This is a genomic window from Roseovarius sp. D0-M9 (genome assembly GCF_037083805.1).
Classification (GTDB): Bacteria; Pseudomonadota; Alphaproteobacteria; order Rhodobacterales; family Rhodobacteraceae; genus Roseovarius.
This window is the reverse complement of sequence record NZ_JBAPKZ010000004.1, coordinates 97,119-123,071: the sequence shown is the minus strand read 5'-3', so window position 1 is coordinate 123,071 and position 25,953 is coordinate 97,119. Positions and strand designations below refer to the sequence as shown.

The following is a 25,953-nucleotide window of genomic DNA, read 5'->3' as shown; positions in this document are numbered from 1 at the left end:
CAGAACGCCGAAGGATCAAGTGCCGAAGGACCAAGTGATAGACGCGCCGCACCCCATATGCCCGCTCTGCCAGCGGCCCATCCCGCCCGAGGCGAGGCAAAGTCTGCATCACCTTGTCCCCAAGCTGAAAGGCGGCAAGGGCGGGCCCGTCGTGCTGGTCCACCAGATCTGCCACAACGAGATCCACGCGACCCTGACCGAGGCCGAGCTGGCGCGCGCGTTCAACACACCGGATGCGCTACGCGCGCATCCGCGCCTTGCCAAGTTCATTGCGTGGATGCGCAAACGCCCGGCCACGTTTCATTCGAAAACGCCCAAGAAGCTGCGCAAGCGCAAGTGATCAGGAGCCGCGAACCGTATCGATCATCAGCTGCACGTTTGCCGGGTCCGCATCGGGCGTGATGCCATGCCCGAGGTTGAAGATATGCGGGCCGCCGCGCAGCGCCTCGACGATGGCCCGCGTCTCGCGCACCAGATCGTCGCCGCCCGTGACCATGTGGCGCGAGGCCAGATTGCCCTGAACGCAGCCACCGGGCTGCACATGCTTGGCCACCCACTCGGCGCTGACTGAATCGTCGACCGCAACGCAATCGGCGCCGGTGGCCGCGTGAAAGCCCTTGTAGGCATCCCCTGCCTGACGCGGAAACGCGATGATCGGTGTGTCTGGATGGCGCGCCTTGAGGGCTGCGATGATTTCCTTGGTCGGCTCCAGCGCATAGCGCTGAAAATCGGGGCCCTCCAGCGATCCTGCCCAGCTGTCAAAGATCTTGACCACTTCCGCGCCCGCCTCGATCTGGGCCGAGAGGTATTCGATCGTGGCGGCGGTGATACGCTCCATCAGCGCATCAAAGACCGCCGGGTGCGTGCCTTTCAGCTCGTGCGCGGGGCCTTGGTCGGGCGTGCCCTTGCCTGCGATCATATAGGTGGCCACCGTCCAGGGCGCACCAGCAAAGCCGATCAATGTCGTCTCCTTGGGCAGCGCGCCGGCAAGGTTTCGCACGGTCTGATAGATCGGCGACAGCGTCTCGTGAATTTCGTCCACGGTGCGCAGTTGCGCCAGTTCGGCCTCGCCCGTGATGGTCGACAGGCGCGGGCCCTCGCCGGTGACGAACCACAGATCGGCCCCCAGGGCCTGAGGCACCAGCAGGATATCGGCGAAGAGGATCGCCGCGTCAAAGCCATAGCGCCGGATCGGTTGCAGCGTCACCTCGGTGGCCAGATCGGGGTTGTAGCACAGCGACAGGAAGTCGCCCGCCTCGGCGCGGGTCGCCTTGTATTCGGGCAGATAGCGCCCCGCCTGACGCATCATCCAGATGGGCGGCGTCTCGAGCGTCTCGCCAGCAAGGCTGCGCAGAATCGTCTTTTGTGGGGTGGGGTTGGCCATGTTGCGTCCTCTCGTTTGCACGTTTGGTCGCGCCCACGACCAGGGAAGTCAAGCGCGCCGTCTATTGCCCTGCGGCAATTCCGACATTAAACCGCCTTCATGACATTGCAATTGCCCACTCCCAAGGCCCCGATGAAACTGGGCACGCGCGGCTCGCCACTTGCGCTCGCGCAAGCCAACGAGACCCGCGCGCGCCTTGCCGCCGCGTTCGATCTGCCGTTCGAGGCGTTCGAGATCGTGGTGATCAAAACAACGGGGGATCGCATCATCGACCGCCCGCTGAAAGACATCGGAGGCAAGGGGCTCTTTACCCGCGAGATCGAGGATGCGCTGCTGTCGGGCGCGCTCGACATCGCGATCCACTCGATGAAGGATATGCCCACGCTTCAGCCCGAGGGCCTGCTGCTGGACACCTATCTGCCGCGCGAGGATGTGCGCGACGGCTTTGTCTCGCCCGGCTATGCCACGCTGGCGGATCTGCCCGAGGGGTCCAAGGTGGGCACATCCTCGCTGCGCCGCCGCGCGCAGGTGCTGGTCGCCTATCCGCATCTGGAGGTCGTCGAGTTTCGCGGCAACGTGCAGACCCGCCTGAAAAAGCTGGAAGACGGTGTTGCGGCCTGCACCTTCCTCGCCATGGCGGGGCTGAACCGGCTGGACCGCACCGATGTGGCGCAAAGCGCGCTGGACCCGTCCGTGATGCTGCCCGCGATTGCGCAGGGCGCCATCGGGATCGAGCGCCGCGCAGACGACATGAACGCCGCCGAAATGCTGAGCGCGCTGCACCACGAAGAAACCGGCCAGCGCCTTGCAGCCGAGCGCGCGTTTCTCGCCGCGCTTGATGGGTCTTGCGAGACGCCGATTGCCGGTCTGGCCGAGCTTGACGGCGATACGCTGCATCTGCGCGGCGAAGTGCTGCGCCCCGATGGTTCGCAATCCATCAAGGATGCCCGCAGCGCGCCCATTGAAGACGGGCCCGAGCTGGGCCGCGCGATGGCCGCCGACATGCTCAAAGAGGCGGGGCCGGGCTTTTTCGACTGGCGGCAGTAGGGGGCGGCGGATTATCACCGCTGCGGTCGCGGCGGGCCGGCTATGCAGGCCAATTGCGCGATGCGCAGGGCGTGGGTGTCATTCCACCGCGCGGATCAGCTTGCGCTCCAGCACCCTGAGCACTTGGCGCAGGTCGCTGCCACGCTTCAGGATCTGGCCATCCATGCCGATCACCGCATATTGCCCCTGCTTGCCGCGCAGCTTGGGCCGTTTTTCGATGCGATAAAGCGGATTTTCGGCAGTGCGGCGAAACACGGAAAAGACGGCGACCTCGCGCAGGCTGGAGATGCCGTAGTCGCGCCATTCCCCGGCAGCCACCATGCGTCCGTAAAGCGACAGGATCACCCCCAGCTCGGTGCGGTGAAACGCGACTTGCTCGGGGGTGCCGGATGCCGGGGCAAAGCCCGGTGTGACAGATTGGTAACTCATGACATCAGAGTTGCGCTGAAATCGCGGCAGATCAAGCCCTAACGCCCAAGCTCAGGCGAACTGCCCCTGACAGAACCAGCCGGGGCTGAGCGCCGCGCCATGCGCGTAGAACAGCCAGAGCCGCGCGCCGCCTGCCGTCACCACATGCCAGTAATCGCGCACGCCGCTGCGCCACTCGGGATCGTCCAGCCACCATTCGGGCGCAATCCGCTCGGGGCCTTGCGCATCGGCCAGTGTGTGATCCTGCCCGCGCCAGCGAAAGGTGGTGGGCGGGCGCGGCGTCTCGGGCGCGCTCACCAGCTCGGGCCGCCACAGCAGAAGCGGGCGTGCACCGGGCGGGCGGGGCCATGTCCCCGCAGGGGCGGCCTCCGACCAGGTGGCGGGCTGCACTGTGGCGCATTTTTCGGGGATGTGACTGCTGGCTGGATGGCGGCGGGTGATCGCGTCGAGACCGACGCGCGCGCCGATGCGTCCGATCAGATCCTCCATCGCGGTATCGCGCCCGGCGCGCTCGCGCGCATCTGACCCCGCGCGCTCGCGCGCGATGCGGCCAGCATCCAGATGCCCTGCGGGGCGGGTGGTATAGACCGGCTCGGTCTGAGTCGCTTCCAGCCGCAGGATGTCGATGCCATAGCCTGCATCCAGCTCGTCCAGCTTCATCGCCAGAAGGGGGGTGATACGCTCGGGCTGGTCGGCGGGGCGGGCGAGGCCGATCTGGACCCAGCCCGCGGTGCCGTCGCTGCGATATGCCTCCAGCCGGAGCGCGCGCGCGCCTTGCCCCTTGGCGCGCAGCATCTCGCACAGACGCGGGATCAGGCGCGCCAGCGCCGCCTCGACATCCTCGCGCAGGCCGATGGGCTCGGGCAGGCTGAGCCGCGTGGCAAAGCGCGGCGGCGCGGCATGGGGCGAGACAGGCTCGGGCACCGCGCCCAGGGCCTGATCCATACGCATGAGCAAACCCTTGCCAAAGCGCCGGGCCAGTGGCCCGCGCGGCTGCCCGGTCAGATCGCCGATGCGGCGCAGACCCAGACGCGCCAGCGCGGCGGCGGTATCGCCATCGAGGCGCAGGGCGTTGACGGGAAGGGCTGCCAGCGCCTGACGTGTGTGGCCGGGCGCGGCAATGCGGGGGGCGGCGCCTTGGGCACTCGTGGCAGGGGCCGCACCGCCCCGCTCCCAATGACGTCGCTTGGCGGCGCGCGAGCGTGTCGCGCGCGCCTCCTGGTCGATTGCATCGCCCGAGCGGTCATGCACTACCCCGCGCCCCGCATAGCGCGCCAGCGCCCAAGCCGCGCCGGGCGTATCGGCCAGCCCGCAGTCCGCCGCAACGCCCAGATCGCCAGCCTCCTGTGTGACCGTGTCGATCAGTGCCGCCTCGCCGCCAAATAGATGTGTGCAGCCTGTCACATCCAGCATCAGCGCATCGGGCGACTGCGCCGCAACCCATGGGCTATAGCGCCCGGCCCAGCGGGTCAGCGCATTGAGGAACGCCGCCTCGGCATGGGGGTTTTGCACCCGCGTGATGAGGCCCGCGCACATGGCATGGGCATCGCGGGCGGGCTGGCCCACGCGCAGCCCCGCCGCCGTGGCCAGCGGGCAGAGGGACGAAATGACTTGCATCTGGCCAGTGTCCTGCACGACGGCAAAGGGAGCGCCATGCAGATCGCCCAAGCGGCGCAGCAGGCGGTCGGCCCCGAGGCGGGGAAACCAGACAGAGAGGATTCGGCGGGCGGGCATGGCAGTGCTTTGTTCGCTATTTGTTCTGAACAAATAGAATGGGCCACCTGCAGAGTCGAGGATTCGCTCCAACGTGTTCTTGTGCTTTGTAGGCTGGGCGCTTGCGCGTGAACGATAAAGGCCTTGGCCGCGACCACGTCCATCGATCCCGCGCCGCCGCCCCAGGTGCTGAGCGTGCCCGGCTCTGCCAACCCCTTGGGTCAGCCGCACCAGATGCGCGTGATGCGCCCGCTGCCGTCCGTGTCGACGTTCAGCCGGTCGGGATTGTAGTCCATCGTCATCGCCGAATCCGGCCCGATGATACGCACGGGCCGGTCCGGCGCGCTGAAGTCAAAGGCCTTGTGATCCTTGCCGATGCGGTCCGAATAGGCGGCTGCGCCGCAGCTATCGGTGACTGCCGGGCTGTTCGCCGGCTGCGCGCTGCGCCGGTCCCCCGGCGCACCGCCACAGGCGGCCAGCGCTGTTGCGGCGCTCAGAATCAGGGCGGTCATCGGAAAACGGCGGGGCATGGCACTCTCCTCGGATTGAGAGTTCAGCGTCGCCCAGCGGGCCGCCGGATACAAGTCCCTGTCTGAGATGCCTGATTGACGCGCATTGAATCGCCCAGCGATTTCCCCCAAACTGCGCCCGACCGACGAAACAGCAAGGACATCTCATCATGCGCACGACAGCCGCCGTGGCCCTCGAGGCCGGCAAACCCATGGAAATCATGGAAGTGAACCTCGACGGCCCCAAGAAGGGCGAGGTTCTGGTCGAGATCAAGGCGACGGGCCTGTGCCACACCGATGATTTCACCCTTTCGGGTGCCGATCCCGAAGGCGCATTCCCGGCTATCCTCGGCCATGAGGGCGCGGGCGTTGTCGTCGAGGTGGGCGAGGGCGTCACATCGCTGGAAGTGGGCGATCACGTGATCCCGCTCTACACGCCCGAATGCCGCGAATGCGAATACTGCCTGAACCCCAAGACGAACCTCTGCCAGTCGATCCGATCGACCCAAGGGCAGGGCGTGATGCCTGACGGCACCTCGCGGTTCTCGATGCTGGATGGCACGCCGATCCTGCATTACATGGGCTGCTCGACCTTCTCCAACCACACCGTCCTGCCCGAGATCGCGCTGGCCAAGGTCCGCAAGGACGCGCCCTTCGAAAAGATCTGCTACATCGGTTGCGGTGTCACCACAGGCATCGGCGCCGTCATCAACACCGCCAAGGTGGAAATCGGCAGCCGCGCCATCGTCTTTGGCCTTGGCGGCATTGGCCTCAATGTCATTCAGGGCCTGCGCATGGCCGGCGCCAGCCAGATCGTCGGCGTCGATATCGACCCCCAGAAGGTCGAGATGGCCAAGCGTTTCGGCATGACCGACTTCGTCAACCCGAACGAGGTCAAGGGCGATCTGGTCGGCCACCTGGTCGAGCTGACGGGCGGCGGCGGCGACTATACCTTCGACGCCACCGGCAATGTCGGTGTGATGCGCACCGCGCTCGAGGCGTCGCACAAGGGCTGGGGCGAAAGCGTCATCATCGGCGTCGCGCCTGCGGGCGCCGAAATCGCCACGCGCCCCTTCCAACTGGTCACGGGCCGCACGTGGAAAGGCACGGCCTTTGGCGGCGCACGCGGCCGCACGGATGTGCCCAAGATCGTCGATTGGTACATGGACGGCAAGATCGAGATCGACCCCATGATCACCCACATCCTCAAGCTGGACGAGATCAACAAGGGCTTCGAGATGATGCACGCGGGCGAGAGCATCCGCAGCGTCGTGGTCTACTGAAGCCAGCCCCTAACGGCGCGGTTTTCAAGGGCGGCCCGCAGCGGTCGCCCTTTGCATTTCGTGGTGCAGATGAGGCTGGGAGCGAAATGTTGGCGTCGAGCCCGTAGTGCTTGATGCTGCGAAAGTTCGAAGGTCGGCTTTGCGCGATCTCTGTGCTAAGCTTGGCTCATGGCTGAACCGGGAAAACCAACTCATTCATCAAGCACCAATCCCTACATTCCGAAGGGTGACGGCGACGAACCTGTGCAAGCCTATATTTCGGCGATGCCGGGCTGGAAGAGCGTCCTCGGCAAACAGATCGACGAAACCGTAGAGAACGTCCTTCCCGAGGTGCGCAAGCAGGTTCGATGGAACACGCCGTTCTATGGCAAGGAGGACGGATGGTTTCTCGCGATGTATTGCTACAAGAACTACGTGCAAGTCACTTTCATGACCGGCTCGTCGCTTGACCCAATGCCGCCCAAGGCATCCAGAGTTGAGGGGACCCGGTACCTGGATATTCATGAGGATGAACCTCTTGATGCAAAGCAGCTGGCAAGCTGGGTTCGACAGGCGCTGAAGCTTCCCGGCCAAAAACTCTAAAGCAGACGTCCGGAGGATACTGCTCTCTGCGGGCTTGCAGATCCTCCCTTGTGCCACGCTCCGAAAGGCATAGTTTCCCAGCCAACGCATCGCTAAAGGAGCATTCGATAATGACCGATGATACCTACACACCGCCACGCGTCTGGACATGGGACGCCGAAAGCGGCGGCAAATTCGCCAGCACGAACCGCCCGATCGCCGGCGCGACCCATGACAAGGAACTGCCCGTCGGCAAGCACCCCTTCCAGCTTTATTCCCTCGCCACGCCCAACGGGGTCAAGGTTACCGTGATGTTCGAGGAATTGCTCGAGGCCGGGCATGACGCCGAATACGACGCCTGGCTGATCGACATCGGCAAGGGGGACCAGTTTGGCAGCGGCTTTACGGACATCAATCCCAATTCCAAGATCCCCGCGCTGCTGGACCGCTCGCGCGAGACGCCGGTGCGCGTGTTCGAAAGCGGCGCGATCCTCTTGCATCTGGCCGAAAAATACGGCGCCTTCCTGCCTGCCTCGGGCGCGGCGCGCACCGAGACGCTCAACTGGCTGTTCTGGCAGATGGGCAGCGCGCCCTATCTTGGCGGTGGCTTTGGCCATTTCTATGCCTACGCGCCGGAAAAATACGAATACCCCATCAACCGCTTCGCGATGGAGACCAAGCGCCAGCTCGACGTGCTGGACCGCCAACTGGCCGAACGCGAGCACATCGCAGGCGACGCCTACAGCATTGCCGATATGGCGATCTGGCCGTGGTATGGCCAGTTGGCGCTGGGGCGCACCTATGAGGACGCGGGTACATTTCTGGATGTCGGCAGCTATGAGAACCTTCAGCGCTGGTCGCAGTCCATCGACGCGCGCCCGGCCGTTCAGCGGGGCCGCAAGGTAAACCGCAACTTCGGCAAGCCCGAGATGCAGCTGCACGAACGCCACGCGGCCGCCGATTTCGACACGCAGACGCAGGACAAGATCGGCCCCAAGGAGTAGCTATACTCCGAGGCGGTCAGCCGTTAGGGGAAAGCCGTCAGTGTTCAGCCATCGGCGCGGGCAATTGTCACGCCCGCGCCGCGCTTGCGCACCGGCACGTCCGCGCGCAGCTTCCAGTCATACTTGGTATCGTCGCGCACCTGGTCCCAATGCAGCCGACCGCCCGTGCGCCACGGGTCCAGCACGATCCCGTCTCGCCAATCACCGCCACGGGCAAAGACGACGGCCGTCGAATGCTCCAACCGGAAAGGATTGTCGGCATTGGCCACGAGCCGGTTGAATTGCAGCGTTGCATAGCGTGCGTGGGTCATGCGGGTCTGGATGTCGCGCGCCCAGTGATAGCAAAGACCACGCTCCTTCAGCCCGACATTGATCTTGGCGTTATGCACCAAGGGCGGGTCGACAATCTCGTATTCACGCACCAGATCGGCTGTGATGGAATAGGCCATCCGCGCCGCGCGCGCCGCCTCGGCGGGGTCCACGTCCGGCCCCAGCGCCATGAGGGCCGTCTCCAGCTCTGCGGCGCCGCCTTGGGTGCCGATCCGCTCGGGCGTGCTGCCACATCCGGCCAGCAGCCCGGCGGCACCCAGCCCCATCATCATCGCCCGTCTCGTCGTCATCCCGCGCCTCTCGATGCTCTCTTGCCCGCTCGCCAAGGTATCGCGCCGCCTGCGTCAATGCCAGCCCCTAGGGCACTCATCCGCCCGTCAGGGGCTTTCATTGTTCCAAAAATACTCGATCGCGTCCGCTGCGACACGCGGCACACGGCTTTCCCCTTGCGCTCCGATAGGGCATGTAGGGCGGCAAAGGAGACATCCCATGCGCGACAGCACCCCTCTTCTGGCCGTTCTCATCGACGCCGACAACACATCCCCCCGTTGGACCAAGGCGATCTTCGACGAGATTGCGGGCATCGGCGAGGCGTCGGTGCGCCGCTGTTACGGAGATTTCTCGTCCCAGCAGATGACGGGCTGGAACAAGGTGCAGGCCGAATTTGGCCTCGTGCCGCACCATCAGCCCGCCAATACCGTGGGCAAGAACGCCTCCGACATCGCCCTCGTGATCGACGCGATGGACCTGATGCACTCGGGCCGCTTCGATGGCTTTGTGCTGGTCTCCTCGGACAGCGATTTCACCCGGTTGGCCTCGCGCATCCGCGAGCAGGGGCTGGATGTTTTCGGCATCGGGGCCAAGAAGACGCCCGAGGCGTTCCGCAAGGCATGCAAGCGCTTCATCTATCTGGAGAACCTTGGCGGCGCCCCCGAGGAGGTCCCGGCCAAGCCATCCACTGCGAACCTCAACGAGGCGCGGGATATGCTCTTTCAGGCGATGGACAGCATTGATCAGGACAGCGATTGGTATGCGCTGGGCCGCCTTGGCCAACAGATGACGACCGCCAATCCCGATTTCGACACCCGCAGCTATGGCCACAAGAAGCTGAGCGATCTCATCACCGCCATCAAGGTGCTCGAGACGCGGCGCGAGGGCAATCAGCTGATGGTGCGCCGGATGGACTGAAACCGCGCCAGAAACTGGACAAGACGCGCGCCCTGTGACACATCCCATGCGATCAAGGAGCTGCGCCATGACCATCACCCGTTTCGCCCCCTCGCCCACCGGCTATATCCACGTCGGCAACCTGCGCACCGCGCTGATGAATTGGCTCATCGCGCGCAAGGCGGGTGGCACGTTCATCCTGCGCATCGACGACACCGATCCGGTGCGTTCCAAGGAGGAATATGTCGACGGTCTGAAATACGATCTCGAATGGCTGGGCCTGCACTGGGACCGGGTCGAGCGTCAGTCCGAGCGGCTGGACCGCTATCACGAGGCGGCAGAGAAGCTGCGCGGGATGGAGCGGTTCTACGAGGCGTTCGAGACCCCGACCGAGCTGGACCTCAAGCGCAAGAAGCAGCTGAACATGGGCCGCCCGCCCGTTTACGACCGCGCGGCGCTGAACCTTGACGAGGCCGAAAAAGACCGCCTGAGGGCCGAGCGCGGGCCGGGTGTCTGGCGCTTCAAGCTGCGGCAGGAGCGGATCGAATGGGCCGATGGCATCCTTGGCGACATCAGCATCGACGCGGCCTCGGTCAGCGATCCGGTGCTGATCCGGGGGGACGGTCAGGTTCTTTATACGCTGGCCTCGGTTGTCGACGACACCGAGATGGGCGTCACGGATATCGTGCGCGGATCGGATCACGTCACCAATACCGCGACCCAGATCCAGATCATCGAGGCGCTGGGCGGGCATGTGCCGAATTTCGCGCATCACTCGCTTCTGACGGGCCCGCAGGGCGAATCGCTGTCGAAACGCCTCGGCACGCTCAGCCTGCGCGACCTGCGCGCGGCGGGCGTTCAGCCGGCGGCGCTGCTCAGCCTGATGGCGCGTCTCGGCAGTGCCGATCCGGTCGAGCTGCGCACCGACATGCAGTCGCTGGTGGATGGCTTTGACATCTCGCGCTTTGGCTCTGCGCCGACGAAATTCGATGTGAACGATCTCTACCCGCTGACGGCACACTACCTGCAAGGGCTGGACTACGCCGAGGTGAAGGCGCGCATCGCCGCCTTGGGCGTGCCCGATGATATCGCGCCGCTCTTCTGGCAGGTGACGCGCGGCAATATCACAACGCTGGGCGATCTGGATGCCTGGTGGGCGATGTTCCGCGACGGCGCCGAGCCGGCGATCGACGACGAGGATGCCGAATTCATCGTCACGGCCATGACGCTGCTGCCCGAGGGCCCGCTGGACGAAACCAGCTGGAGCACATGGACCACCGCCGTCAAGGAAGAGACCGGGCGCAAGGGCAAGGCCCTCTTCATGCCGCTGCGCAAGGCACTGACGGGTCAGGCGCATGGGCCTGAAATGGCGCAGGTGCTGCCGCTCCTGCAGGTGATCCGCGCGCGCCGCTGAGCCGGCTCAGGCGCGGCGCATACGCACTGGCAGTTGCGCCAGCCCATCATCGACCACCGCCGTCTCGGCAGCGCTGAGACGGCAGGCGCGCGGATACTGCGGCGCGGCGCGGTCATTCAGCACCTCCACCTCCCAGCCATCGGTCGTGTCAAAAAAGTGCTGCGCGCCCTCTGCGCCAAATTCGCGCAGATACCCCTGCACGACCACGTCGATATAGCTGAGCAGCAGGCAGTGGCCGCGCTCCTGCGGCGCATCATGGGCCTTCGGGACGGCATAGACCGCGATCTGCGGCGCGTGGGGCAGGGGGTGCTCGACCATATGCGCGGCGGGCACGCGGTCATAAGCGCCCTCGCGAATATCCAGCGCGTGCCAATCCGAATCCGGCACCGGCGCGATGAGGCCGTTGATCGAGCAGGCCTCATCCGGCACCACCGACAAGAACGCCACTTCGCGAAGGCTGGTGGGCCGCCAGCGGCGCCGCCAGCCGTTCAGCCGCGCGGGATGCGCCTCCTTGAAGTCATGTGTGTCGCGATTCACAAGGCTGCCATAGCCAAAGAAATAGGCGTGGGAAGTGGCGATCATGGGTGCGGTCATATGAGGCCCGTCTGCTGCGTCCCCGCAGACCTTGCGCAATTCCGCCCCGGTTTCAAGGCGTGCGCGCCCTGACTGCGCTGCGAAATCCCCCTTGCTGCGCCTTGGGCGGTATACTAGCGTGTGCATTGATTGAATCGGGAGAACTGGCAACGCGCCAGTGCCGAAGGAGCAACCGCCCCGGAAACTCTCAGGCGACAGGACCTTTTCAATCATCAGAACTCTGGAGAGACCCCGGCGGCACACACCGCCATGAGGGGCGCCGAAGGGATAGCGATCTCAGGCGAAAGGACAGAGGGGGCATCGTGGCGCAGCCTGCCGTTCAGGCAATTGCGCCTTTGCGATGCCGCAGTTGATTTCTCGATCGACCCGGCAGCCACGACAGGAGGGCCGGAATGACGATTGAAACTGACGCGCTGAAGGAAACGGTGCTGAACGCGCTCCACCGCGAGCTGGGGGCCAAGATGGTGCCCTTCGCGGGCTACGAGATGCCCGTGCAATACCCCATGGGCGTGATGAAGGAGCATTTGCACTGCCGCGCCCGCGCGGGCCTCTTTGACGTGAGCCATATGGGCCAGGTCATCGTCAGCGCGCCCGGCGGATATGACGAGGTCGCCGCCGCGATGGAGGCCCTGGTGCCGGTCGATGTGGCTGGCCTCGCGGACGGTCGCCAGCGCTATGGGATGTTCACCAACGAGGCTGGCGGCATCGAGGATGATCTGATGCTGGCGCGGCGGGGCGAAGACCTCTTTGTGGTCGTCAATGCCGCCTGCAAGGAGTCCGATATCGCGCGCATGACGGCGCAAATGCCCGGCTGCGATGTCCGGCCGGTTCCCGGGCGCGCGCTCTTGGCGCTGCAAGGCCCCGAAGCTGAAGCTGCGCTGGAGGCCTTGGTGTCGGGCGCGGCCGACATGCGCTTCATGGATATCGCCAGGCTGCCCTCGGACTGGGGCGAGCTGTGGCTGTCACGTTCGGGCTATACCGGCGAGGATGGCTTCGAGATTTCGGTCGAGGAGGGCCGCGCCGAGGATTTTGCCCGTGCGCTTCTTGGGCATGAGGCGGTGGAGCCCATCGGCCTTGGCGCGCGCGACAGCCTGCGCCTTGAGGCGGGCTTGTGCCTTTATGGGCATGATATCGACGCAGGTACAACGCCGGTCGAGGCCAATCTGGGCTGGGCGATCCAGAAGGTCCGCCGCGCGGGCGGCGCACGCGAGGGCGGCTTTCCGGGGGCCGATGTAATTCTGCCCCAGATGACGGATGGCGCCCCGCGCCGCCGCGTCGGCCTGCTCCCCTTGGGCCGTGCGCCGATGCGCGAGGGCACATCGCTATATGCGGATGAGAGCGGCGGCGAGGCCGTTGGCACGATTACATCTGGCGCCTTCGGGCCGACCATCGGCGCGCCGATGTCGATGGGCTATGTGCCCGCCGATCTGGCCGAGCCCGGCACGACCGTTTATGGCGATGTCCGGGGCAAGCGTCTGGCGGCCACCGTCGCGCCACTGCCCTTCACGCCTGCGAATTTCAAACGCTGAAACAGTCAAACACCTGAGACCCAAGGGAGATCCCGATGATGAAATACACCGAAGAGCATGAATGGCTGCGCGTCGAAGACGATCTGGTCGTGGTCGGCATCACCGAGCACGCAGCCGAACAACTGGGCGACATCGTCTTTGTCGAACTGCCCGAAGTGGGCAAGGAAGTCGTCAAGGACGACGAGGTCGTCGTGATCGAAAGCGTCAAGGCCGCGAGCGATATCCTGGCCCCCATCGACGGCGAGATCGTCGAGGTGAACGACACGCTGGCCGACGCGCCCAGCCGGGTCAACGAGGACGCTATCGGCGATGGCTGGTTCTTCAAGATCAAGCCCGACGACATGAGCCAGCTGGATGACTTGATGGATGAAGCGGCCTACGGAAAATTCGTGGGCTAGCGCGGCTGGCCGCCGGGGCGACGCGCTCCGCGCGGGAGTATTTTTGGAACAATGAAAGAAGGGCGGGGCGCATAGGCGGCCCGTCTGCGCAGCCTCAAATTTGATGGAGTGTGACATGGCGTTCGAGCCCACCGATTATCTGCCTTATGATTTTGCCAACCGGCGCCATATCGGCCCCTCTCCGCAAGAGATCGAGGATATGCTGGAGGTTCTGGGCGCGCCCAGTCTGGACGCGCTGATCGACGAAACCGTGCCCAAGGCGATCCGCCAGAAAGAGCCGCTGAACTTTGGCAAGGCCAAGTCCGAGCGCGAACTTTTGCATCACATGCGGCAGGTTGCCGGCAAGAACAAGGTTCTGGTGAGCCTGATCGGCCAAGGCTATCACGGCACGGTCACGCCGCCCGCGATCCAGCGGAACATCTTTGAGAATCCCGCGTGGTATACGGCCTACACGCCTTACCAGCCCGAGATCAGTCAGGGCCGCCTCGAGGCGCTGCTGAATTTCCAGACGATGGTAAGCGATCTGACGGGCCTCGAAATTGCCAATGCGTCACTGCTGGACGAGGCGACAGCCTGCGCCGAGGCGATGACCACCGCGCAGCGGGTGGCCAAATCCAAGGCCAAGGCATTCTTTGTCGACCGCGACTGTCATCCGCAGAATATCGCGCTGGTGCAGACGCGGGCGGCGCCCCTTGGGATCGAAGTGATCGTCGGCAATCCCGACAAGATGGAGGCCGACAAGGTTTTCGGCGCGCTGTTCCAGTATCCGGGCACCTACGGCCATGTGCGCGATTTCACCGATCATATCGCCGCACTGCACGAGCATGGCGGGATCGGCATCGTGTCGGCCGACCCGCTGGCGCTGACGCTGCTGAAGGAGCCGGGCGCGATGGACGCGGATATCGCCGTTGGCAGCACGCAGCGCTTTGGCGTGCCGCTGGGCTATGGAGGCCCGCATGCTGCCTATATGGCCTGCCGCGATGCCTACAAGCGCGCGATGCCGGGGCGGATCGTGGGCGTCAGCATCGACAGCCACGGAAACCGGGCCTACCGCCTGTCGCTTCAGACGCGCGAGCAGCATATCCGCCGTGAGAAGGCGACAAGCAATGTCTGCACCGCGCAGGCACTGTTGGCCGTGATGGCGTCGATGTATGCTGTTTTCCATGGTCCCAAGGGCCTCAAGGCGATCGCGCAGCGCATCCACCGCAAGACCGTGCGATTGGCCAAGGGGCTGGAGGCGGCGGGATTTCAGGTGGACCCAAAGGCGTTCTTTGACACGATCACCGTCGATGTCGGACCGCTTCAGGCCGCGGTGATGAAATCGGCGCTGGACGAGGGGATCAACCTGCGCCGGGTGGGAGAGACGCGCGTCGGCATCAGCCTGGATGAATGCACGCGCCCCGAGAACATCGAGAGCGTCTGGCGCGCTTTTGGCATCAGGCACCACGACGACGACTTCACGCCCGAATACCGTGTGCCGGACCGGATGCACCGCACGTCCGAGTACCTCACGCATCCTGTGTTCCATATGAATCGGGCCGAGACCGAGATGATGCGCTACATGCGCCGCCTTGCTGACCGCGATCTGGCGCTGGACCGCGCGATGATCCCGCTGGGCTCCTGCACGATGAAGCTGAACTCGGCCGCCGAGATGATGCCGGTAAGCTGGCGCGAGTTTTCGCGGATGCACCCTTTCGTGCCACGCGATCAGGCAGAGGGCTATCATGAGCTGATTGATGATCTGAGTGCCAAGCTGTGCGATATCACCGGGTACGACGCTATTTCGATGCAGCCCAATTCGGGCGCGCAGGGCGAATATGCGGGGCTTCTGAGCATTGCCGCCTATCACCGCGCGAACGGGCAGGAGGGGCGCAACGTCTGCCTCATTCCGGCCAACGCGCATGGCACCAATCCCGCCAGCGCGCAGATGGTCGGCTGGAAGGTCGTCCCGGTCAAATGCGATGTGCGCGGTGATATCGACCTCGATGATTTCCGCGCAAAGGCCGAGAAACATGGCGAGGCGCTGGCCGGCTGCATGATTACCTATCCCAGCACGCATGGCGTGTTCGAGGAGACGGTGATCGAGGTTTGTCGCATCACGCATGAGCATGGCGGCCAAGTCTATATCGACGGGGCCAACATGAATGCGATGGTGGGGCTGAGCCGCCCCGGCGATCTGGGCGGCGACGTGAGCCACCTTAACCTGCACAAGACGTTCTGCATCCCGCATGGCGGCGGCGGTCCGGGCATGGGGCCGATCGGCGTCAAGGAGCATCTGATCCCGCATCTGCCCGGCCATCCCCAAACTGACCCCGAAACTGGCGGCACCGAGGGGCCTGTCAGCGCGGCGCCCTACGGCTCGCCCTCGCTGCTGCCGATCAGCTGGGCCTATATCCTGATGATGGGCGGAGAGGGCCTGACGCAGGCGACGCGGGTCGCGATCCTGAATGCCAACTACATCGCCAAGCGGCTGGAGGGGGCGTATGACGTTCTCTACAAGGGCGAAAATGGCCGCGTCGCGCATGAGTGCATCCTTGATACGCGCCCCTTCGCCGAGGGCGCGCATGTCACGGTGGATGATATCGCAAAGCGTCTGATTGATTGCGGTTTTCATGCGCCGACGATGAGCTGGCCAGTCGCGGGCACGCTGATGGTCGAGCCGACCGAGAGCGAGACCAAGGCAGAGCTGGACCGGTTTTGCGATGCGATGCTGGCGATCCGGGACGAGATCCGCGACATCGAAGAGGGCCGCATCGACGCCGAGAACAACCCGCTCAAGAATGCGCCGCACACGATGGAGGATCTGGTGCGCGACTGGGATCGCCCCTATGGCCGCGAGCAGGGATGCTTTCCTCCCGGAGCGTTCCGGGTGGACAAATACTGGCCTTCTGTGAACCGCGTCGACAATGCCTATGGCGACCGCAACCTGATCTGCACCTGCCCGCCGATGGAGGATTATGCCGAGGCGGCAGAATAGTTTACAGCGCTGAAATAAAGGGGAAAGCGGGCCTTTCAAGGCCCGCTATTTCGTTTCGCCCTTCGGCGTTCACTCTCTCGCGCGCAGCACTTGGGCCGGGCGCGCGCCCAAGGGGCGCAGCGCAAAGGCGAGCGCGGTCAGCAGCGTCACCAGCACGCCCGCACCGATGATGACCAGCGCCGAAGGCCATAGGATGCGGTAGTCGACGTCGAGCACATAGTGGCTTACCGCCCAGCCGCCGAGCGCCCCGGCAGCGAGCGCCACAGCCCCCGCCGCCATGCCCAGAAAGATTGCACGCAGGGCCAGACTGCTCAGGATGCGCGCCCGCGATGCCCCCAGCGTCTTGAGGACGGCCGCCTCGTAGATGCGCGCATTCTGATCTGCGGCTGCCGCACCGATCAGTACCAGAAAGCCCGTCAGCAGCGTGACCGATGCGCCCCATGACGTGGCGGATGCCAGCCCCTTGAGCAATTCGGCCACCCGGTCGATCGCGTCCTTGACGGGGATTCCGGTGACATTGGGATAGGCGTTCGAGACCTCGCGCAAGAGCCGCGCTTCGGCGTCCGGATCGGCATAGACGGTGGAAATGATGCTGTGCGGCGCACCCGCAAGTGCGGCCGGGTTCATCACCATGATGAAGCCGATGCCAGCGGTCGAGAAATCAACCTCGCGCAAGCTGGTGATTTCGGCCGTGATGTCACGGCCAAGGATGTTGACGGTGATCTCATCGCCCAGCCCGAGGCCCATTTCCATCGCCTCCTCTTCGGCAAAGCTGATCTGCGGGGGGCCGTCATACGCCTCGGGCCACCATTCGCCGGCCGTCACGGTGCCATCGGGCAGGGCCGCATAGCTCACGCCCCGGTCGCCTTCGAGCACCCAGTGGCTTCCGCCGACCTCTACCGGATCCTGGCCGTTGATGGCGGTGATCATGCCGCGCAGCATCGGCGCGCTGTCGACGCGGCTGACGGCGGGGTCGTCTGCGGTCAGGGCCTCAAATCCGTCCATCTGGTCGGCCTGCAAATCGACAAAGAAGAAGGAGGGCGCGCGGTCGGGCAGGTTGCCCGTGATCGCGCCGCGCAGGGTGCCGTCGATTTGGCCCACGGCGGCCAGCACCGTCAGGCCCAGCCCCAGCGCCAGCATGGTGGGCGCCGCTGTGCTGCGCGGCCCGCCGATGGCTGCCAGCGCCCATCCCAGCGCGGGACGGCCCCGCGCCACAGGCCGGGCAAGGCGCGCGAGCGCCTGCACGCCCCACGCCGCCAGCCACAGAAACGCCAGCGCGCCAATGATGCCGCCCGCCGTCCAGAGCGTGAGGCGCAGGTTGCCCGAGAAGGCCGCCGCAACACCGAGGAGGAGCGCCGTCAGCCCGGCAATAGCGGCAAGCATCGGCCAGCGTGGCATGCTGTGCGAGGCCGTGCCGCCGTCGCGAAAAAGACTGGCCGCGCGGATATCCTCGATCCGCGACAGCGGGGCGAGCGTAAAGATCAGCACGGCAAGTGCGCCGTAAATCGCCGCCTCGATCATCGGCGCCGCATAGAAGGCGAACGCCGCAGGCACCGGCAGGCGCGCTTCGATGATGGGCGACAGCGCCACTGGCAGGCCCGCACCTAGCAGAATCCCGAGCATCAGCCCCAGCCCGCCNCCGGCAGGCGCGCTTCGATGATGGGCGACAGCGCCACTGGCAGGCCCGCACCTAGCAGAATCCCGAGCATCAGCCCCAGCCCGCCGAGCGCGCCGATCTGCATGAAATACGTTGCCATCACCGTCCCGCGATCCGCGCCCAGCGTGCGCAGGGTCGCGATGGTGGCCGTCTTGCGCGCCAGATAGGCGCGCACCGCCGACGAGATGCCGACACCGCCCACGGCAAGGCCGCTGAGGCCGATCAGCACGAGGAACGCGCCCAGCCGGTCCACGAACTCCGAGATCCCCGGCGCGCCAGATCTTGCATCCTGCCACGCGATCCCGCTGGTTCCGAGGGTGCTGCGCGCCTCCTCTTCCAGCGCGGACAGGTCGGTGGCCTCGGGCAGGTCCAGTCGATAGCGCGTCGAGAAAAGCGTGCCCTCCTGCAAGAGGCCCGATTGCTGGAGGGCCGTGGTGCGCACCAAGGTGCGCGGACCAAGGGCAAAGCCGGCATCGGCGCCATCAGGTTCGTCAATCAGCGCGGCCATCAGCACGAAATCCTGCGAGCCAAGGCGAAAGGTGTCGCCCGTCTCAAGCGCCAGCCGTGCGATCAGCGTCGGTGCCATGACTGCGCCCGGCAGGTCATTCTGTCCATCCAGCGCAGTGCCAAGCGGGATCGCCGGGTCAAGCCCCACATTGCCTAGAAGGGGATAGGCTTCATCGACGGCCTTGACCTGCGTCAGCGAACGGTCATCACCCGCCACGGCGAGCGAGCGGAAATCGACGATTTCCGAAACATTCTCAGCCGTCTGCGCCATCCATGCACGCTCGGCCTCATCGGCAAAGCGGTAGGTCAGCCCGATCTCGGCGTCGCCGCCCAAAAGCTCGGCGCCCTTTTCGCTGAGGCCTGCCTCGATGCTGGTGCGGATTGTGCCCACGGCGGCAATGGCGGCAACGCCGAGGATGATGCAGCCCAGAAGAATGCGAAACCCGGCGAGACCGCCGCGCAGCTCGCGACCGGCCAGTTTGGCAGCAACGCGTAAATTCATGCGATACGTCCGTCCTGCAAGGCTACGGTCCGATCACAGCGCGCCGCCAGATCGCGGTCATGGGTCACCATGATGAGTGTAGCGCCATCTGCGGCGCGCAAGTCGAAGAGAAGGTCCATGATCGCGTCACCGCTGGCGCTGTCGAGATTCCCCGTGGGCTCATCGGCAAGGATGAGGCGCGGGCGGGGCGCTGTGGCGCGCGCCAGCGCGGTGCGCTGCTGCTCACCCCCCGACATCTGAGAGGGGTAGTGCCCCGCGCGATGGGCCAGGCCCACGGCCTTCAGCTGCGCCTCGGCCCGCGTCCCCGCATCCGCCGCGCCCGCCAGCTCGAGCGGGACGGCGACATTCTCCAGCGCGGTCAGCGTCGGGATGAGGTGGAACGACTGGAACACGACGCCCATGTGCCCCCGCCTGAGCCGCGCGAGCGCATCCTCGCTCAGCGTGCCCAGGTCCTGCCCCAGCGCACAGACGCGCCCTGATGTCGCGCGCTCCAGCCCGCCCATCAGCATCAGAAGGGACGATTTGCCCGATCCCGAAGGCCCGACGAGCGCCAACGTCTCGCCCTCGGCGACATCCAGCGCAATCTCGTGCAGTATCTCGACGTCGCCTGTGCCGGATCTAAGTGTAAGGCCAACATCTGCGAGCGAAACGATAGGAGAAGACATGAATATTGGCCTGACGTTAAAGGGTTTCCTTGGATATGGGGCCGTGCGCCCCAGCGGCAAGGCTGCGTCCCTCGCGATCGTGCTGTCATTGGCCCTTGGCCTTGGCGGTGCGCCGGCCACGGCCGAAGAGGAGACGCCCGGCGAGGTGCGCGTCATGGCCTTCGGGGACAGCCTGACAGCGGGGTATGGTCTTGATCGGGAGGACGGGTTTGTCGCCCAGATGTCGGTCTGGTTGAAGGAAAATGGCACGCCTCAGGGCGTGCCTGTGCGCCTTCTGAATTCGTCGGTATCGGGCAGCACGACGGCAGGCGGCGTGCGCCGTATCGATTGGGCACTGGGGGATGATCCGGATGCGATGATTGTCGAGTTGGGCGGCAACGATCTTTTGCGCGGCACCGATCCCTCCGACACACGCGCAAATCTGGAGACCATCCTTAGCCGCGCCGCAGAAGAGGATATCGAGGTGCTGCTGGTCGGGCTGATCGCCAAGGATAACTACGGCCCCGAGTATCGCGAAGCGTTCAATGCCATCTACCCCGAGCTGGCCGAGGAATACGGCACGCTCCTTCAGCTGGATTTCTTTGGCGCGCTGCCCGAGGCAAGCGCCGATCAGGTGCCCTATCTGCAAGATGACGGCACGCATCCCAACGCCGACGGGATCGCAAAGGTCGTGGACGACATGGGGCCTCGTGTTCAGGCCCTGATTTCAAAGGTGCTGGAGAATCGCGACGCGGAAGTGCAGAACTGAAGCATCCAATCCTGCCGTGATGAAACGAAAAAGGGCCCCAGCGGGGGCCCAATTTACCAATCTATCGCAAGTGGCTCAGGCCAGAACGATGTTCGATGCCGACTCGCGGCCATCACGGCCCGCTTCGATGTCGAAAGTCACTTTCTGATCGTCTGCCAGGCCGGTCAGGCCAGCACGCTCAACAGCGGAAATGTGGACAAAAACGTCCTTGCCGCCACCGTCGGGTGCGATAAAGCCGTAGCCTTTTGTCGAGTTGAACCATTTTACGGTGCCAGTAGCCATACCGTAGTCTCCTTATTGTATGCTGCCCGCGTAAGTGCGGCAGCGCGGCTAGTCAGTGCAAGATCGAGTGCCTGTGCCGTAAGGAGCAGTAGGTCGATAGTGGTAACGTCGCGAAACTTGTATATCTGGAGAATCGCTGTTTTGCAAGAATAAAGGAACTCAGATTTTGCTAACCGCCGCGCCGATGCCGCCAAATTGCGCGTGGCAAGCGAAGCAGCGCAGTCCGGCATAGTTTCGGATATTCCAGTCGTCCTGCCAGCAGATCGAGGTAGCTGCCCTTCAGGACAGAGGATGCAGCGAAGGCGCGCAGGAATACTGGCCGGGTTCGGCGCCCAAAGATCACCGGGCGGAGCCAGCACGCCATTCGCAGCGCCCGGTGAATGGGCCGTAGCGCGCGCCGATAGGCGGGCAGGGCGGCGCTTGGCCGGCCCTTTGCCAGTGCGGCGGCAGCGGCCCGTGCGGCGGCGGCACCCGATTGCAGCGCATACGCGATGCCCTCGCCCGTGATCGGATCGACAAGGCCCGCGGCATCGCCCGCCAGCAGCGCGCAGCCCTTGCCTGGATTGCGGCGATAATCGCCAAACGGTAGGTGATGCCCCTTGATGCGCGCGCCGCTCTTCTCGTCCAAGGTGGCGCGATAGGCGGCCAGATGCGCCTTCATGTTCGGATTTTTCGCGGCGATCCCGCCGACACCGATGGTGGTGCCGCAGTCTTTGGGGAATTGCCAGCCATAGCCCCATTCCGCCGCGCCCAGATCAATGCGGATCGCGGCGCGCTGGGGCGCGGGCAGCGGAGGCGCCTCGATCTCGAGCGCGAAGCCAATCCTTGCGGGATCATGCGCGCGGCCAAAGAGGCTGCGTGCGACCATGCTGTTCACGCCATCCGCCCCGATCAGGATGCGCCCGGTGAGGCGCGTGCCATTGCCAAGCGTTACAGCAGGGTGGTCCACGTCCAGCTCGGTAATCTTTTGCCCGGTGTAATCTTCCGCCCCCGCCGCGACGGCGAGGCCAAGCAGATGCACGTCCAAGGTGCGGCGCATGGCCAGATAGACCGGCGGGCTCTCCATTGCGGCGCCCAGCGGCGCGCCGCCCGCGTGAAAGGTGATCTGCTCGCGCGGCTCGAACATCTCGGGGGTCAGTTCTGCGCCAAAGATCTCGCGGTAGAGCGTGGCCGCGCGCCCGGTGACGAGGCCGCCGCAAAGCTTGGGGCGCGGAAACGCCGCCTTGTCGATGATCGCCGTGCGAAGGCCCGCGCGCGCCGCGGTGATCGCGGCGGCGCTGCCGGCGGGGCCAGCGCCGATGATGAGGATGTCGAAGGCTTGGGCCGGGTGAGACATGGGGCTTGGTCTAAGCGGTTTTGCGGGCGCGCAAAACGAAAAACGCGCGCCCGGTGCCGGGCGCGCGTCGTCATGCATGCATCTTCAGGGGGTCACCGATGACGGGCCGGGCGCCGTCGCAGGGCAATCGCGTCCTCAGCGTGCGAACTTCTTGTGCTTGGCGCGCGAGGGTTCGATATCGCCCATGCGGCGGATCTTGTCCTCTTCGTAATCCTCGAAATTGCCCTCGAACCATTCGACATGCGCGTCGCCCTCAAAGGCCAGCATATGCGTGCAGATCCGGTCCAGAAAGAATCGGTCGTGGCTGATGACCACGGCGCAGCCCGCGAAATCGACCAGCGCATCCTCAAGAGCGCGCAGCGTCTCGACGTCCAGATCGTTTGTCGGCTCGTCAAGCAGCAGGACGTTGCCACCGGACCGCAGCAGGCGTGCCATGTGAACGCGGTTGCGTTCACCGCCCGACAGCAGCGACACCTTCTTTTGTTGATCGCCGCCCTTGAAGTTGAAGGCGCCGCAATAGGCGCGTGCATTCACTTCGGCGTCCCCCAGCTTGATGATGTCCTGGCCATCGGCGATCGCCTCCCAGACATTCTCGTTGGGGTTAAGATCGTCGCGCGACTGGTCGACATAGCTGAGGTCCACGGTCGTTCCCAGCTCGATCGTGCCCTCGTCTGGCTGCTCCTGGCCGGTGATCATCCGGAACAAAGTCGACTTGCCGGCACCGTTGGGGCCGATCACACCGACGATGCCGCCCGGGGGCAGCGAAAAGCTGAGGTTGTCGATCAGCTTGCGGCCGCCCAGGGATTTGCTCAGCCCCTCGACCTCGATCACCTTCGAGCCGAGGCGCTGACCGTTCGGAATGACGATCTGTGCCTTGGTCAGCTTCTCGCGCTCGGACTGGTCGGCCATCTCGTTGTAGGACTTGATCCGGGCCTTGGATTTGGCCTGGCGCGCCTTGGCCCCCTGCCGCATCCATTCCAGCTCGCGCTCCAGCGTCTTTTGCTTGGACTTGTCCTCGCGTGCCTCCTGAAGCAGGCGCTTGGCCTTCTGCTCGACCCAGGAGGAATAGTTGCCCTCGTAAGGGATGCCGCGCCCACGGTCGATCTCGAGAATCCAGCCGGTGATGCTGTCGAGGAAGTAGCGGTCGTGGGTGACGATCAGGATGGTGCCCTTGTAGTCGATGAGATGCTGTTGCAGCCAAGCGATCGTTTCGGCGTCGAGGTGGTTGGTCGGCTCGTCCAGAAGCAGCATGTCGGGCGCTTCCAGCAGCAGCTTGCAGAGGGCGACGCGGCGACGCTCGCCGCCCGAAAGACCTGCGATTTCCGCATCATCGGGGGGGCAGCCCAGCGCCTCCATGCTGACGTCGATCTGGCTGTCGAGATCCCACAGGTTGTCGCTGTCGATCTCATCCTGCAACGCCGCCATCTCGTCTGCGGTGTCGTCGGAATAGTTCATTGCCAGCTCGTTGAAGCGGTCGAGCTTGGCCTTTTTGGCGGCAACGCCCAGCATCACGTTCTCGCGCACCGACAGGCTTTCGTCGAGGTGCGGCTCCTGCGGCAGGTAGCCGACGGTTGCATCCTTGGCGGCCCATGCCTCGCCTGTGTAATCCTTGTCGAGACCGGCCATGATCTTCATCAGGGTCGATTTGCCCGAGCCGTTGACGCCCACGACGCCGATCTTGACGCCCGGAAGGAAGCTGAGGTGAATGTTCTCAAAGCATTTCTTGCCGCCCGGATAGGCTTTGGAGACGCCTTGCATGTGATAGACGTATTGATTGGCTGCCATGACGTTGCTCTTTCCTGTGCTCGGGCGCATCGGCCCGACGTGACGCGGCCCGGCTGCGCCGGGCGTGATGTGAGTTCCTTTGCCATGTAACCGCGCGGCGCGGTGAATTCAATTGGATGTATCGCGGCGCCTTTGCTTGGCACGTTTGCTGCGGCCTCGGTCTGCGCCCCCTTCGCGCGCGGGCGCGGCGCTGGTCGTGTGCGGATCCGGCGCTGCCGGATCAGGACGCGTGTTGCCGGGCGTCTGGCTGCCGGGCAGCTGGCCCTCGGGCGCCGGGGTCTGGGGCATCGTGAGGGGCGCGGCGAATGGCGTGTGCGCGCGCAGCCAATCGGACAGCTCGGCCAGCGCCATCGGCCGTGCAAGTCCATAGCCCTGAACCTGCGGGCATTGCGCGCGCCGCAGGATGCTAAGCTGTCCTTGGGTTTCGACGCCCGCCGCGATCACGTCCATGCCCAGCACCGCACAGAGGCGGATGATCGCACGGGTGATAACCCGCGCCCGCGGGTCTTTGCCAAGGCGGCAGGTCATCGTGCGGTCCAGCTTGATTGCGTCGATCTCGACGGCGGACATATGCGCAAGCCCTGCATAGCCGGCGCCGAAATCGTCGAGCGCGACGCGCACGCCCAGGTCGCGCAGGCGCGTCACCGCAGCCGTCACATCCAGCGCGCCGCGGTTCATCATCGCCGTCTCGAGTATCTCGATGCAAACCGATTGGGGGGGCAGGTCGCGTGATTGCAGCGCCCAATCCAGCAGGGCGGGATAATCCGCATCCGCCAGGATCGAGCTGGACACGTTGAGCGACATGCTCAGATCGGCAAAGCCCTGTCCGCGCAGTTCAGACAGCGCGTCAAGTGCGGCATTCATCGCCAGATAGTCGATCTCGCTCAGCAGTTGGGCCTGCGCGGCGGCGGGCAGGAAACACGCGGGCGGCAGCAGGCCGCGCACGGGATGGCACCAGCGCAAAAGGGCCTCGCAGCCAGTTATGCGGTTCTGCCCCAGATGCGCGATGGGCTGTAGATGCACGCAAAACTGCTCCAGCTCGACGGCGTCTTTCAGATCACGGCTCAGTTGCTGCTCTTCGCGGTGGCGGCGGCCCAGCTCGGGGGTGTAGAGAACAGCGCGGCCGCGTCCGGCCTCCTTGGCACTATAGAGCGCTTGATCGGCTTGCCGGATCAGGGCCTCGCCGTCCATGGGCACATCATCGCCGCTCACGCCGGGCATGGTCGCCCCGATCGAAACGCCGGGCACGATGGTCTGATCCCGCCACGCCAGCGGCCGCCCTGCCATCTCGAGCACGGCTTCGGCCCGCCGGCAAAGGCTTGCGCGGTCGCCGATATCAGGACAGATCAGCAGGAATTCGTCGCCCCCCATGCGGCAGGCGAGGTCATCCGCGCCCGCCGCCTCGATCAGGTTGCGCGCGACATGAACCAGCACCGCATCGCCCGCCGCGTGGCCCAGCGTGTCGTTGATGTCCTTGAACCGGTCCAGATCGAGTTGCAGAACACCCATCGACCCGGCCCGCAGGCTGGCGTGCGCGGTGCCTGATTGCAGGAATTTCGACAGTTTCTTGCGGTTTCCGAGGCCGGTCAGATCGTCGTGATGGGCCGCGTGATCCAGATCGTCCTTGACCCATTGAAGCGCGGACTGCACCCGCACCTCGTCGGATATGTCGCGGCAGGTCACAACGACCATCTTTTGCGCATCGGCCGGCCCCAGATCAATCAGCGCGTGGCACTGTTGATTCCAGAATGTGGTGCCGTCGCGCCGCAGGTGGCGCGCGACGTGGTATTTCTTGAACAGGCTGCCTTGGGGATCGTAGCGGAACCGCGCCAGTGCATCTGGCGTGGGACGCGCCTCGGGTGGCAGGATGAACTGTGCCGGATTGTGGCCACGCATCTCGCCCAGCGTCCAGCCCAGCATCCTCTCCAGCGCGGGATTCATCCATAGCACGCGGCCGGAAATATCCAGCAGGATGATTCCATCGCGGGCGTGATCCAGGATCAGCCCGGTGATCCACGGCCCAGCAGTGCCGTCCGGCAGAATGAGGTGCGGCGCATCGGCGCGGCCCCCACCGGAACCGGGGCGAGGCACGCGTGGCTCAGTATCATCCGGTTTTGCGCGCGACACGTCTT

Annotated in this window: 22 protein-coding genes, 1 pseudogene and 1 riboswitch; of the genes and pseudogenes, 11 read left to right on the top strand and 12 right to left on the bottom strand. The window is 65.1% G+C overall.

All coding sequences use genetic code 11. The features are described 5' to 3' along the window. Positions 1–19 precede the first annotated feature (19 nt). Positions 20–340: an HNH endonuclease gene (locus V8352_RS04685; protein ID WP_336423100.1), complete on the top strand. Its 321-nt coding sequence runs from the start codon at positions 20–22 to the stop codon at positions 338–340. Here V8352_RS04685 and hemE read toward each other — a convergent pair whose 3' ends face one another. After that, entirely contained in the window at positions 341–1,384 is a 1,044-nt protein-coding gene (gene hemE, locus V8352_RS04680) for a uroporphyrinogen decarboxylase (RefSeq protein WP_336423099.1), read from the bottom strand. A 99-nt stretch (positions 1,385–1,483) separates the two neighbouring features. Here hemE and hemC point away from each other — a divergent pair, with 99 nt between their 5' ends. Continuing rightward, the gene (hemC, locus tag V8352_RS04675; protein WP_336423098.1) at positions 1,484–2,431 is read left to right on the top strand and encodes a hydroxymethylbilane synthase; all 948 of its coding nucleotides are present in this window, start codon (positions 1,484–1,486) and stop codon (positions 2,429–2,431) included. Positions 2,432–2,509: 78 nt separating this feature from the next. Here hemC and V8352_RS04670 read toward each other — a convergent pair whose 3' ends face one another. The 3 genes from V8352_RS04670 to V8352_RS04660 form a co-directional block, all read right to left on the bottom strand. Continuing rightward, positions 2,510–2,860, bottom strand: a complete 351-nt coding sequence (locus V8352_RS04670; protein ID WP_336423097.1) for a DUF2794 domain-containing protein — start codon at positions 2,858–2,860, stop codon at positions 2,510–2,512. Positions 2,861–2,911: 51 nt separating this feature from the next. Continuing rightward, positions 2,912–4,594, bottom strand: a complete 1,683-nt coding sequence (locus V8352_RS04665) for a Y-family DNA polymerase (protein ID WP_336423096.1) — start codon at positions 4,592–4,594, stop codon at positions 2,912–2,914. Positions 4,595–4,794: 200 nt separating this feature from the next. Beyond that, entirely contained in the window at positions 4,795–5,103 is a 309-nt protein-coding gene (locus V8352_RS04660) for an I78 family peptidase inhibitor (protein WP_336423095.1), read from the bottom strand. 149 nt (positions 5,104–5,252) lie between these two features. Here V8352_RS04660 and V8352_RS04655 point away from each other — a divergent pair, with 149 nt between their 5' ends. The 3 genes from V8352_RS04655 to yghU all read left to right on the top strand — a co-directional run bounded on the left by V8352_RS04655 (position 5,253) and on the right by yghU (position 7,930). After that, positions 5,253–6,365, top strand: a complete 1,113-nt coding sequence (locus tag V8352_RS04655) for an S-(hydroxymethyl)glutathione dehydrogenase/class III alcohol dehydrogenase (RefSeq protein WP_336423094.1) — start codon at positions 5,253–5,255, stop codon at positions 6,363–6,365. A 168-nt stretch (positions 6,366–6,533) separates the two neighbouring features. Next, positions 6,534–6,947, top strand: a complete 414-nt coding sequence (locus V8352_RS04650) for a DUF1801 domain-containing protein (protein ID WP_336423093.1) — start codon at positions 6,534–6,536, stop codon at positions 6,945–6,947. 110 nt (positions 6,948–7,057) lie between these two features. Further along, a complete protein-coding gene (gene yghU / locus V8352_RS04645; RefSeq protein WP_336423092.1) occupies positions 7,058–7,930 on the top strand; it encodes a glutathione-dependent disulfide-bond oxidoreductase in 873 nt (290 codons plus the stop codon). Between the two features lie 44 nt (positions 7,931–7,974). On the opposite strand, the gene V8352_RS04640 is transcribed toward yghU, so the two are convergent. Next, positions 7,975–8,550 (bottom strand): hypothetical protein, encoded by a 576-nt coding sequence (locus V8352_RS04640; protein ID WP_336423091.1) that lies wholly within the window; start codon positions 8,548–8,550, stop codon positions 7,975–7,977. A 199-nt stretch (positions 8,551–8,749) separates the two neighbouring features. Between V8352_RS04640 and V8352_RS04635 the strand changes: the two genes are divergently transcribed. Continuing rightward, the gene (locus tag V8352_RS04635) at positions 8,750–9,448 is read left to right on the top strand and encodes an NYN domain-containing protein (protein WP_336423090.1); all 699 of its coding nucleotides are present in this window, start codon (positions 8,750–8,752) and stop codon (positions 9,446–9,448) included. Positions 9,449–9,515: 67 nt separating this feature from the next. Then, positions 9,516–10,841 (top strand): glutamate--tRNA ligase, encoded by a 1,326-nt coding sequence (gene gltX, locus V8352_RS04630; RefSeq protein ID WP_336423089.1) that lies wholly within the window; start codon positions 9,516–9,518, stop codon positions 10,839–10,841. Positions 10,842–10,847: 6 nt separating this feature from the next. Here the strand turns inward: gltX and V8352_RS04625 are convergent, their stop codons facing one another. Continuing rightward, on the bottom strand, positions 10,848–11,423 hold the full coding sequence (locus V8352_RS04625; RefSeq protein WP_336423088.1) for a gamma-glutamylcyclotransferase family protein: 576 nt from the start codon (positions 11,421–11,423) through the stop codon (positions 10,848–10,850). Positions 11,424–11,560: 137 nt separating this feature from the next. Next, positions 11,561–11,648, top strand: a riboswitch (glycine riboswitch). A gap of 179 nt (positions 11,649–11,827) precedes the next feature. On the opposite strand from V8352_RS04625, the gene gcvT reads away from it, so the two are divergent. From gcvT to gcvP, 3 genes are all read left to right on the top strand, one after another. Next, entirely contained in the window at positions 11,828–12,964 is a 1,137-nt protein-coding gene (gene gcvT / locus V8352_RS04620) for a glycine cleavage system aminomethyltransferase GcvT (RefSeq protein WP_336423087.1), read from the top strand. A gap of 38 nt (positions 12,965–13,002) precedes the next feature. After that, positions 13,003–13,362 (top strand): glycine cleavage system protein GcvH, encoded by a 360-nt coding sequence (gcvH, locus tag V8352_RS04615; protein ID WP_336423169.1) that lies wholly within the window; start codon positions 13,003–13,005, stop codon positions 13,360–13,362. Positions 13,363–13,477: 115 nt separating this feature from the next. Continuing rightward, positions 13,478–16,339 (top strand): aminomethyl-transferring glycine dehydrogenase, encoded by a 2,862-nt coding sequence (gene gcvP / locus V8352_RS04610; protein WP_336423086.1) that lies wholly within the window; start codon positions 13,478–13,480, stop codon positions 16,337–16,339. A 69-nt stretch (positions 16,340–16,408) separates the two neighbouring features. On the opposite strand, the pseudogene V8352_RS04605 reads toward gcvP, so the two are convergent. Together V8352_RS04605 and V8352_RS04600 are read right to left on the bottom strand one after the other, a co-directional pair. Further along, positions 16,409–19,005: pseudogene (locus V8352_RS04605) on the bottom strand (ABC transporter permease). Next, positions 19,002–19,670 (bottom strand): ABC transporter ATP-binding protein, encoded by a 669-nt coding sequence (locus V8352_RS04600; RefSeq protein ID WP_336423085.1) that lies wholly within the window; start codon positions 19,668–19,670, stop codon positions 19,002–19,004. The pseudogene V8352_RS04605 and the gene V8352_RS04600 overlap by 4 nt, the downstream one beginning before the upstream one ends. On the opposite strand from V8352_RS04600, the gene V8352_RS04595 reads away from it, so the two are divergent. Then, positions 19,669–20,418, top strand: coding sequence for an arylesterase (locus V8352_RS04595; RefSeq protein WP_336423084.1), 750 nt, complete (start codon positions 19,669–19,671; stop codon positions 20,416–20,418). The two genes, V8352_RS04600 and V8352_RS04595, sit on opposite strands and share 2 nt — an antisense overlap. Before the next feature lie 75 nt (positions 20,419–20,493). Here V8352_RS04595 and V8352_RS04590 read toward each other — a convergent pair whose 3' ends face one another. The 4 genes from V8352_RS04590 to V8352_RS04575 all read right to left on the bottom strand — a co-directional run bounded on the left by V8352_RS04590 (position 20,494) and on the right by V8352_RS04575 (position 25,912). After that, positions 20,494–20,700, bottom strand: coding sequence for a cold-shock protein (locus tag V8352_RS04590; RefSeq protein WP_076531718.1), 207 nt, complete (start codon positions 20,698–20,700; stop codon positions 20,494–20,496). 169 nt (positions 20,701–20,869) lie between these two features. Continuing rightward, complete coding sequence (locus V8352_RS04585; protein WP_336423083.1) at positions 20,870–22,036, bottom strand: geranylgeranyl reductase family protein; 1,167 nt, start codon at positions 22,034–22,036, stop codon at positions 20,870–20,872. A gap of 135 nt (positions 22,037–22,171) precedes the next feature. Next, entirely contained in the window at positions 22,172–23,821 is a 1,650-nt protein-coding gene (gene ettA, locus V8352_RS04580; protein ID WP_336423082.1) for an energy-dependent translational throttle protein EttA, read from the bottom strand. Between the two features lie 108 nt (positions 23,822–23,929). Then, on the bottom strand, positions 23,930–25,912 hold the full coding sequence (locus V8352_RS04575) for a putative bifunctional diguanylate cyclase/phosphodiesterase (RefSeq protein WP_336423081.1): 1,983 nt from the start codon (positions 25,910–25,912) through the stop codon (positions 23,930–23,932). Between the last annotated feature and the right edge of the window lie 41 nt (positions 25,913–25,953).